The organism is Curtobacterium sp. Csp1 (assembly GCF_013347185.1).
The window spans coordinates 3,213,293-3,223,493 of the sequence record NZ_CP054594.1; the positions used below are offsets into that span (position 1 = coordinate 3,213,293).

The following is a 10,201-nucleotide window of genomic DNA, read 5'->3' on the forward strand; positions in this document are numbered from 1 at the left end:
CGGGCTCAGTCGTCGTAGGCGAGGGTGATCGTGTCGCCGCGGTGCACCGTCGACTTGGCCGGCGGGTCCGTGGAGGTCACGGGCAGGACCGACCTCCAGTCCGAGATGCGGCACAGGATGTTCGTGCAGTCCGGCACCTTCACCTGGAGCCCGAGGGCCTCGAGCGTGCTCGTGGCGTCGCGCACCGTCTTGCCCGCGACGTCCGGCAGCGCGATCGGCGCCGGACCCTTCGACACGACGAGGTCGACCGCCGAGCCCTGCTTCGCGGGGTCGTCCTGCACCGACTGCGAGATGACCTGGCCGCTCGGGACGTCGTCCGAGAACTGTGCGGACTGCGTGCCCACGGTCAGCCCGACGGCGTCGAGGGCGGCGGTGGCGTCGGCGACGGACTTGCCGGCGACGTCCGGCACCGGGCCGAGCGACACCGTGAGGGTCACCGGACCGCGTTCGCCGTACTGCTGCACCTGCGCGAGGTCGACGGTCGCACCGTCGGTCCCGACGCCGGTCGCCGCGATGACGGTGTCCTTCGGCGCGTCGGCCGAGAACTCGTACTGGTCGTCCTGCAGCTGGAAGTCGTCGTCGAGCGCGGCCGTCACGGTCGACACCGGCTGGCCGACGATCGCGGGCAGGGTGATCAGCCGCGGTCCGTCCGACACGACGATCTGGACGGCCGTGCCCTTCCGGACCTCGCGGTCGGCGGCGGGCTTCGTCGTGGAGACCTGTCCCTTCGCGACGACCGCGTCGAAGCGGGTCGCCGTCGCGCGGGCGGTCTGGAGCCCCTGGGCCTCGAGCAGCTGCCGGGCCTGGGAGACGGACTTGCCCGTGACCTCGGGGATCCGGACGTTGCCCCACGGTCCGGGTCCGAACGCCCAGCCGACGACCCCGGCGGCCAGGACGAGCACGAGCACGATCGCCAGGGCGATCCAGCCGCGCTTCCGGCGCCGTGCCGACAGATCCGCCAGGCGCTGCCCGGCGGGGGAGAGGACGCCCGGCTGGGATCCGGTGCGTCGCGGGCCCGGTGCGCCCCGGCGGACCGGGGAGCGCGTGTCCGCCGGCGTCCGGTCGAGCACGGTCGTCGGGTCGTCGGTGTCCGGTGCCGAGTCCGGCGAGGCGCCACCGGCAGGGAGGATCGCGGTCGCGTTCTCGGGGCGCAGGACAGCCGTGCGGTACTGCCCCGTGGCGCGCTGCTGGTTGCCCGACATGTGGTCGAGCAGCTCGCGCGCGTCGCGGGGGCGGTCCTCGGGGTCGCGGGCCGTGGCCCAGGCGACGAGGTCGTCGAGCTCCGGCGGGACCCCGGGAACGGCGGCGCTCGGCGCGGGCACGGTGTCGTTCGCGTGCTGGTACGCGATCTGCATCGGCTGGTCGCCCTTGTACGGCTGCTCGCCGGTGAGCATCTCGTAGAGCATGATGCCGAGCGCGTAGATGTCGCTCCGGGAGTCCGCCGCGCCGCGCGTGACGAGCTCGGGGGACAGGTACGCGATCGTCCCGAGCAGGGCGGCACCGGTCGCGGTGTTCGCGGTCGTGGCACGGGCGAGCCCGAAGTCGCCGAGCTTGATCCGGCCGTCGTCGGCGAGCAGGACGTTCTCGGGCTTGAGGTCGCGGTGCACGATCCCGGCGCGGTGGGCCGAGGCCAGGCCGGCGAGCACGGCGCGGAGGATGTCCGTCGCCTGCTCCGGGGTCAGCGCGTGGTGCTCCTGCAGCAGGTCCCGCAGCGTGATGCCCGGGATGTACTCCATCACGATGTACGCCGTGTCGTCCTCGGCGCCCTGGTCGTACACGCCGACCAGGTTCGGGTGCGACAGCCGGGCGGCGCTCCGGGCCTCCTGGATGAAGCGCTCCCGGAAGGCCTGGTCGTCGGCCAGGTGCCCGTGCATGATCTTGATCGCGACCCGGCGCTCGAGCCGGACGTCGGTCGCGAGGTACACGGTCGCCATGCCCCCGCGCGCGATGCGGGAGCGCACGCGGTACCGCTGGTCGATCATGCGACCGATCATCGGGTCCGTGGCGGCGTTCGTGGTCATCGGCGGCATTCTACGAAGCGGCGCTGGCCGGTCCCGCACTGACGCACCGGTCGTGACCCAATCTCGATCTCGAGGATGAGTCGGCTCGGTCGCCCGGACAGGCCGGACGTCAGAACGAGGCGAGCAGCGCTGAGGCGGTCTGCTCCCACTTGGCGTACTCGCCCGGGTACGCGGACACCTGCACGGCCTGCGCAGCGTCGGTCAGCTGCATCGACGACCACCCGGGGACGGACAGCAGCCCGCGCGTCTTGCCGGGGTTGCCGCGGAAGAAGAGCTTCGTCGCGGCGGACGGGTCCTGCAGCGTCGCCTTGTCGCCCCAGCCCTGGCTCGGCCGCTGCTGGAACAGCCCCACCGAGTCGCGGTCGCCGTGCGACAGGTTGCGGAGACTCGACTCCTGCAGTGCGGCGGCGAGGGCGATGACGATGCCGCGGTCCGGCACGCCCATGGTGCGGCCGACGGAGACGATCGTGGCCGCGTTGGCGCGCTGCTCGGCGGAGAGCGAGACACCGTTGACACTCGACGGCCGGGACGAGGTCGTCGTCGCGACGGCCCCGGAGCCGGGGATCACGAGCGTCTTCCCCGCGTAGATGGTGCTCGTGTAGCTGAGGCCGTTCGCCGCCAGCAGCGCCTTGACGGACACGCCGTGCTTGACGGCGATCGCCGCGATGGTGTCCCCGGCGACGATCTTCACGCTGTTCGAGCGGGCCGACGCGGTCGAGGTCGTCGCGGCGGGCTTCGCGGCCGGGGCAGGAGCGGGCGCCGGGGTCCCGGCGCGGGGGACCGTGAGCGTCTGCCCGGGGTAGATCACCGAGCGCTGCGACAGGTTGTTGGCGCCGAGGAGTGCCGAGGTCGACACGCCGACCCGCGCCGCGATGCCCGACACGGTGTCGCCCTGCTTGACGTGGTAGCTCCCGGTCGCGGTGCTCGACGACGACGCGTGCGACGACGACGCGGCGACCGGGGCAGACGCCGGCTGGGAGGTCAGGTGCAGGGTCTGTCCCGGGTGGATGATCGTGTTCCAGCCGAGGCCGTTCCGCACCAGGACCTCCTGCGCGGAGAGGCCGTAGCGGGCGGCGATGCCCGAGACGGTGTCGCCTTGCTGCACGGTGTAGTTCGTGGGCGCAGCGGACGTGGGGGTGCGCTGCACGGCGGCCACCGTGGTCACCGTGGTCTCCGCCGGGCGGGCGACGGCCGTGCCGAACACCGGGCGGTCGCCGACGTTGCGGTCCTGGTCGACGTGCCGCTTCTTCGCGGCGTCGTCGTCGTGCCGGGGCTCGGCGTGCGCGATCGGGCCCGTCAGGCCGGCGGTCACGGCGATCGTCCCCGCGAGGACGATGGGCATGGTGGCGAACCGGGCGGATCGTGCGCGCCGGGCGCCTTCGTCTGCAGCGTTGTCCACGGGACTCTCCTGATCTCGGGGCCTGATCTCGGGGCCGTGCGCGCGCGTGCGAGCACTCACAGGTGACTCAACGCTGGCATGGGCTGATTCCCAAGTCAACCAGAGAGTCGGATGTGGTGTGTGTGACTCGTGTGACGAACGGGACGCGCCGAGGTGGCCGGACACTCTGGCAACATGGGGCGCGTGAGCGCTGCACCCACCGACGACACGACCCTCTCCGAGCGCTGGCTGACGGTGCCCGACCTCGTGGAACGCTTCGGCGTGACCCCGGGGCGCATCCACCGGCTCTTCGAGCAGAAGACCCTGCTGCCGGCACGGGTCGGCGGCGTGCTCCGCGTCCCGAGCGAGTTCCTCGACGGTGACGAGCCCCTGCCCGAACTCCGCGGCACCCTCATCGTCCTCGGTGACAACGGGTTCTCTGACGACGAGGCCGTGCGCTGGATGCTCAGCGAGGACCCCGCGCTCGGCACCTCGCCGATCGCGGCGCTGCGCGCCGGCCGCAAGGCCGAGGTGCGCCGCGTGGCCCAGTCACTGCTCTAGACCCACCACTGCTCGGACGGGAGGATCGTGGCGGCGCCGCCACGATCCTCCCGTCCGTCTCGTCGTCCCCGTCTACGCGACGCGGCGGCTCACGGTGTCGGCCAGCGCGACCAGCTGGTCGCGCGCTGACGGTGTGAGCGGCGCGGCGTCGAGCGCGGCCTTCGCGCGCTGCACGTGCCGTTCGATCGAGCGCTCCACGGCCGCGACCGCGCCGGACTCGGTGAGCGTCGCGCGGAGCATCTGCACCTGGGCCTCGTCGAGGTCCGGGTCGCCGAGGAGCTCGTCGAGCAGTTGGCGCGGACCGGCCCCCAGTGTCTTCCGCGCCGAGGCGATGAGGACGGTGCGCTTGCCCTCGCGGAGGTCGTCGCCGGCCGGCTTCCCGGTGACCTCGGGGTCGCCGAACACCCCGAGCAGGTCGTCGCGTAGCTGGTAGGCCACGCCGAGCGGCAGGCCGAAGGACCGCAGGCCCTCGAGCTGCGCCTCGGTGGCACCGGCCACGAGGGCGCCGATCACGAGCGGCGCCTCGATCGAGTACTTCGCCGACTTGAAGACGATGACGCGCTGCGCCCGCACGAGGTGCTCGGACTCGTCGATCGTCGGCCAGGCGGTCTCCTCGTGCACGTCGAGGTACTGCCCCGCGGTGACGTCGAGTCGCATGGTGTGGAACTCCTGGCGCACGATGCGGGCGCGCGCCGGGTCGAGCAGTGCGAGGCCCTCGTCGAAGACCGAGTCGCTGAGCGACAGCAGCAGGTCGCCGAGGAGCAGCGCGGAGTTCGTGCCGTACAGCGCGCGGTCGCCGGCCCACCCGGACTCCGCGTGCTGGGACTCGAAGCGGCGGTGCGCGGCGGGACGCCCGCGACGGGTGTCCGAGCGGTCCATGATGTCGTCGTGCACGAGGGCGGCCGCGTGGAAGACCTCGAGCGCGGCGGCGACCGTGACGACGGCCTCGGCCGTGGTCTGCCGGGAGCCCTCGGCCAGGGGGTCGAACGAGCCGGACCGCCCCGCCACGGACTGCCATCCCCAGTAGCAGAACAGCGCCCGGAAGCGCTTCCCGCCGGACAGCAGGTCGCGGGCGTACCGGTCGAACTGCTCGAGGTCGGGACTGATGGCGAGGAGCCGCTCCCGCTGCTCGTCGAGCGCCCGGTCGATCCGCGCCGAAACGAGGTCCACTAATCGCGTACTCTCAGCCACGGTCCCTACCCTAGTGGAGCGGTCGAGACATAGAATCGGTCCACTTCTGGCGACGACGACACCCGATGCCGCCAGGCAACAGCATCCCCAGGAACAGAGGGAAACGAGATGCCACTCTCGGAGCAAGAGCAGCGACTCCTCGAAGAAATGGAGCGCAGCCTCTACCAGAACGACTCCGACTTCGTGGCGCGGGTCACGCGCCGTCAGGGTCGTCCGAGTTACACGTCCATCACGCTGGGCGTCCTCGCTGCGCTGGTCGGCGTCGCGATCGTCGTCCTCGCACTCGCCTTCAAGCAGCCGTGGCTCGGTCTGCCCGGGTTCGTCGTCATGCTCGCCGGCGTCCTGTGGGCGCTGCGGCCGGGCATGCGGATGCCGAAGTCTGGGGCGAAGGTGCCTCGTTCCGGCGGCTCCTCGAAGCCCACGCGGCCGTCCTCGTCCGGTGGCTCGTTCATGGACCGCATGAACGAGCGCTGGGACAAGCGCAACGACCACGGGCAGCAGTAGCAGCCCTCCACACGCCTCCACCACGACGGGGCCGGTCCTTCGGGACCGGCCCCGTCGTCGTGCGTGGGGGAGCGATCGGGTCGGGCGCGACTGTTGCCGATCTGCGCGTCGGAGGTCGATCCGCGCATGGGAAGCCGAACCGCGCATCGGATGCCGTTCCTTCCGGCATCCCACGCGCTGATCGGCATCCCAGGTCACCTGCGATGGGGAGGATCGCGCGCCAGGTGGGGGGAGGGCTGACGGGAGGATCGTGGCGGCACCGCCACGATCCTCCCGTCCGGCGCGCCCTCGGACCGCCACGACCCTCTGAAAGTCCTCCACTTTCCTCCACGGCGCCGAGCCGCGCCCGGATCGCCGTAATTCCGGGGATGTGGTCCACCGCGCAGTTCGCCGATCTGGGTCTGGACGCCCCCATTCCGGGGCATCCGGGGAATTCGTGGGGCCGCAACCGGTTCGCGGGGAGCGAAGTGGAGTAAAGTGGGGAACACAACGGTCCGGTGGAGCGGAGGGGAGGCCCCGACGTGCTGCTCGGTACCCATGCCCCGAAGCTCGACGAGAAGGGTCGCGTGATCCTCCCCGCCAAGTTCCGGGACGAACTGTCCGGCGGGCTCGTGATGACCCGTGGGCAGGAGCGCTGCGTCGTGGTCTTCAGCGCGGACACGTTCGAGCAGCTGCACGAGCGGATCCGCACGGCGCCGATGACCTCGAAGCGCACCCGGGACTACATGCGCCTGTTCCTCTCCGGAGCGAGCGCGGAGACCCCGGACAAGCAGAACCGCGTGACGATCCCGCAGAACCTCCGCGAGTACGCGGGGCTCGAGCGGGACCTCACGGTCATCGGCAGCGGTGACCGTGCCGAGATCTGGTCGACCCCCGCGTGGGAGGCCTACTACGCCGAGGTCGAAGAGGGCTTCGCCGACAACGACGAGGAGGTGATCCCGGGGATCTTCTGATCCGCGGATCGGGACTCCCAGCCGTGGTGCCCTGACACACCTTCCCCGGTGTCAGGTCGCATGGATGGGGATCCGGGTCCGTGGCCCAGGAGTCCGAGGGCTGCACATGGCCGACGACCAGCCGAAGTTCCCGCACACGCCGGTGATGCTCGACCGCATCGTCGAGCTGTTCGTGCCCGCCCTCGACGGCCCGGGCAAGGTCGTCGTCGACGCCACGCTCGGCATGGGCGGCCACTCCGAGGGCCTGCTCGAGCGCTTCCCGGACCTGACGCTCATCGGGCTGGACCGGGACACCGACGCACTCGGCATCGCGGGGGAGCGGCTCGCCCGCTTCGGTGACCGTGTCCGCCTGGTGCACACGGTCTACGACGGGATCGCCGACGCGATCGCGGGCGAGGGCTTCGACGCGGTGGACGGCGTGCTGTTCGACCTCGGCGTCTCCTCGCTGCAGCTCGACCGGGCCGAGCGCGGCTTCGCGTACAGCCAGGACGCGCCGCTCGACATGCGCATGGACCGGACCGAGGGGCAGACCGCCGCCGACGTCCTGGCCACCTACGACGAGGGCGAGCTGCGCCGGATCTTCCAGCGCTACGGCGAGGAGAAGCTCGCCGGCCGCTACGCCCGGGCGATCGTCGCGCGGCGGGCCGAGCGCCCGTTCGAGATGTCCGGCGACCTCGTCCAGGTCCTGCACGACGCGACCCCGGTCGCCGTGCAGCGGCAGGGGCACCCGGCCAAGCGGGTGTTCCAAGCGCTCCGGATCGAGGTCAACGCCGAACTGGCGGTCCTCGAGCGGGCGATCCCGGCGGCGCTCGACGCCGTCGCGGTCGGCGGCCGGATCGTCGTCGAGTCGTACCAGTCCCTCGAGGACCGGCTCGTCAAGCGGGCCCTCGCCGAGCGCACCACCTCGAGCGCGCCCGCCGGCCTGCCGGTCGAGCTGCCCGAGCACGCCCCCACCTTCTCCCTCGTCGTCAAGGGCGCGGAACTGGCCGACGAGACCGAACGCGCCGCCAACCCCCGAGCCATCCCCGTGCGCCTGCGCGCGGCCCAGCGGATCCGGAAGTGACATGAGCACGAACCTCGCACTCGTCGACCCTGCCGTCGCCCCGCCCCGTGCGCCCCGCGGCTCCCGTCACGAGCGTCCCGAGCTCGTCGAGGTCGCCCCGACCAAGGCGCAGCGACGGGCCCGGCCCCGCATCGCCTACGCGGTGGTGGCGGTCGCGGCGCTCGGCGTGCTGCTGCTCGCGCAGCTCGGGATCAGCATGGTCCTGAGCCAGGGCGCGTACACGCTCAGCTCGCTCGGGGCCGAGCAGACCGCGCTCTCCCGGACGCAGCAGTCGCTGTCCGAGGAGCTCCGGGTGCTCGACTCCCCGCAGAACCTCGCCAGGAACGCGCAGTCGCTCGGGATGATCGCGAACTCGACGCCGGTGTACCTCGACCCGAAGACCGGGCAGGTGTTCGGCACGCCGACGCCCGCCGCCCCGGACGAGGCGACGGCGAGCAGCGACAACCAGGTCCCGAACGCCCTGCTCGACCAGGTGCCGCTCGCCGCGAAGTCCGGCGACACGGCCGCCAGCAAGGAGACGGGCGGCGCAGCCGACGCATCGGCGACGAGCGCACCCTCGACGGACGCGTCCTCGACGAGCGCACCGTCGACCGGCGACGCTGGGAAGACCACAGGGTCCAGCGCGTCGGCCGGGGCATCCTCCACCCCCGACGTAGAGTCCGACCCGAACCAGCTCCAGGCCCCCGCCACCCGGTGACCTGCGGGTCGGGACACCCTGCCGCACCATCCGGGAAGGACCGCACCGCGTGACGAAGACGATCCGCAACCGCCGACTGCGCTACGGCATCGTGATGATGGCGGTGATCGCCCTCGTGGCGGTCTTCGTGATCCGTCTCGTGGACATCCAGGTCGTGCAGGCCGCCGAGCTCAACGAACAGTCGAAGGCCAAGCGCAGCATCCCGGTCACGATCTACGGCACCCGCGGTGACATCGTCGACCGCAACGGCGTCGAGCTCGCGGACAGTGTGAACCGCTACAACATCACGACGGCCCCGCGCCTGGTCGCACCCTTCAAGGGCAAGCTCGGCGGCACGCGCGTGAAGGACGTGTCGGTCGACGACGCTCTCCAGGCGATCGCGAAGGCGTCCGGCGGGGACGTCGCCACGATGCAGAAGAACATCGCGGCGAACCCGAAGTCGGACTTCGCGTACCTGGTCAAGGGTCTCGACGTGAAGCACTACGAGGCCGTCCGCGACCTCGAGGTGCCGTGGCTCTACCCGGAGCAGCAGTCCGCGCGGATCTACCCGACCGGTGCGACCGCCGGTGCCCTGACCGGCTTCATGGGAACCGACGGTGCCCAAGCCGGGCTCGAGTACTCCTACAACAAGTGCCTCGCGGGCACGAACGGCTCGGAGACGTACGAGCGCGGCGAGGACGGCGTCCAGCTCCCTGGCAGCACGGTGACGAAGCAGCAGGCCAAGGACGGCGGCACGCTGCAGACCACGATCGACAGCGACCTGCAGTACATGGCGCAGCAGACCATCGCATCCGCGGCAAAGGAGCTGCAGGCCGAGTCGGCGACCGCCACGGTGACGAACGCGAAGACCGGCGAGCTCCTCGCGGTCGCGGACTACCCGACGGTGGACCCGAACGACGTCGACGCGACGAAGGACACCGGTGCCTACGGCTCCCGCGCCCTGACCGCGACGTACGAGCCCGGCTCGACCATCAAGGCCGCGATCGCCGCCGCGCTCATCAACGAGGGCGAGTCGAGCCCGACCGACCGCGCCGTGGTGCCGTACTCCCGCTCGTTCCCGTGGGGCGGACGGATCCAGGACTCGGAGTTCCACCCCACCGAGAACCTGACGCTGACCGGCATCCTGCAGAACTCGTCGAACGTCGGCATCACCGAGCTCGGTGAACGCCTGACGCAGCAGCAGCGCTACGAGTACATGAAGAAGTTCGGCCTGTTCGAACCGGAGTCGGCGATCCAGTACCCGGGCCAGCCGTCCATGCAGTACGGCGCCACGCCGGACTGGAGCAGCCAGACGAACATCAACTCGATGTTCGGCCAGGGCATCTCCACGACCGCGATCCAGGTCGCGAGCGTCTTCCAGACCCTGGCGAACAACGGCGTCCGGATCCCGCTGCACATGGTCAAGGGCTGCCAGACGGCCGACGGCAAGATGATCGACGCGCCCGACGTGCAGGGGACGCAGGTCGTCTCGCCGGCGGCCGCGCAGCAGACGGTGAAGATGCTGCAGAGCGTCGTCACGGGCGGCACGCTCGTCGGCATGAAGCCGATCTCCGGCTACAACGTGGCCGCGAAGACCGGTACCGCCGAGGTAGCCGAGGGGTCCAAGGGCTACGGCGGTCAGCGCATCACCTCGGTGGCCGGAATGGCACCCGCCGAGGACCCCCAGTATGTTGTCACGGTGACGTTCACGAAGCCGCAGACCAACAAGTGGTCCAGCGGAGCGGCTCCGGCGTTCCGCACACTCATGTCCCAGGTGCTCGAGAAGTACCGAGTAGCCCCCTCCACGTCCGAGGCGCAGCTGTACCCGTCCACGTGGTGAGGAAGAAGGAGCAC

9 protein-coding genes are annotated in these 10,201 nt (G+C 71.3%); 6 read left to right on the top strand and 3 right to left on the bottom strand.

The window, feature by feature from the left end; genetic code table 11:
• Window positions 1-5 precede the first annotated feature (5 nt).
• A complete protein-coding gene (gene pknB, locus HUN58_RS15470) occupies window positions 6-2,021 on the bottom strand; it encodes a Stk1 family PASTA domain-containing Ser/Thr kinase (protein WP_254631516.1) in 2,016 nt (671 codons plus the stop codon).
• Window positions 2,022-2,130: 109 nt separating this feature from the next.
• Complete coding sequence (locus HUN58_RS15475) at window positions 2,131-3,363, bottom strand: LysM peptidoglycan-binding domain-containing protein (protein WP_180225141.1); 1,233 nt, start codon at window positions 3,361-3,363, stop codon at window positions 2,131-2,133.
• Between the two features lie 231 nt (window positions 3,364-3,594).
• Between HUN58_RS15475 and HUN58_RS15480 the strand changes: the two genes are divergently transcribed.
• Complete coding sequence (locus tag HUN58_RS15480) at window positions 3,595-3,960, top strand: Rv2175c family DNA-binding protein (protein WP_180225142.1); 366 nt, start codon at window positions 3,595-3,597, stop codon at window positions 3,958-3,960.
• A gap of 72 nt (window positions 3,961-4,032) precedes the next feature.
• On the opposite strand, the gene HUN58_RS15485 is transcribed toward HUN58_RS15480, so the two are convergent.
• Window positions 4,033-5,130, bottom strand: coding sequence for a polyprenyl synthetase family protein (locus tag HUN58_RS15485; RefSeq protein ID WP_310796266.1), 1,098 nt, complete (start codon window positions 5,128-5,130; stop codon window positions 4,033-4,035).
• Window positions 5,131-5,259: 129 nt separating this feature from the next.
• On the opposite strand from HUN58_RS15485, the gene HUN58_RS15490 reads away from it, so the two are divergent.
• From HUN58_RS15490 to HUN58_RS15510, 5 genes are all read left to right on the top strand, one after another.
• Window positions 5,260-5,655 (top strand): DUF3040 domain-containing protein, encoded by a 396-nt coding sequence (locus HUN58_RS15490; RefSeq protein ID WP_180225143.1) that lies wholly within the window; start codon window positions 5,260-5,262, stop codon window positions 5,653-5,655.
• A gap of 521 nt (window positions 5,656-6,176) precedes the next feature.
• The gene (gene mraZ, locus HUN58_RS15495; RefSeq protein ID WP_058729729.1) at window positions 6,177-6,608 is read left to right on the top strand and encodes a division/cell wall cluster transcriptional repressor MraZ; all 432 of its coding nucleotides are present in this window, start codon (window positions 6,177-6,179) and stop codon (window positions 6,606-6,608) included.
• A 106-nt stretch (window positions 6,609-6,714) separates the two neighbouring features.
• Window positions 6,715-7,671, top strand: a complete 957-nt coding sequence (gene rsmH / locus HUN58_RS15500; RefSeq protein WP_141863295.1) for a 16S rRNA (cytosine(1402)-N(4))-methyltransferase RsmH — start codon at window positions 6,715-6,717, stop codon at window positions 7,669-7,671.
• Between the two features lies 1 nt (window position 7,672).
• The gene (locus tag HUN58_RS15505) at window positions 7,673-8,368 is read left to right on the top strand and encodes a hypothetical protein (protein WP_141861134.1); all 696 of its coding nucleotides are present in this window, start codon (window positions 7,673-7,675) and stop codon (window positions 8,366-8,368) included.
• Window positions 8,369-8,417: 49 nt separating this feature from the next.
• Window positions 8,418-10,187, top strand: coding sequence for a penicillin-binding protein 2 (locus HUN58_RS15510; RefSeq protein WP_180225144.1), 1,770 nt, complete (start codon window positions 8,418-8,420; stop codon window positions 10,185-10,187).
• Window positions 10,188-10,201 lie beyond the last annotated feature (14 nt).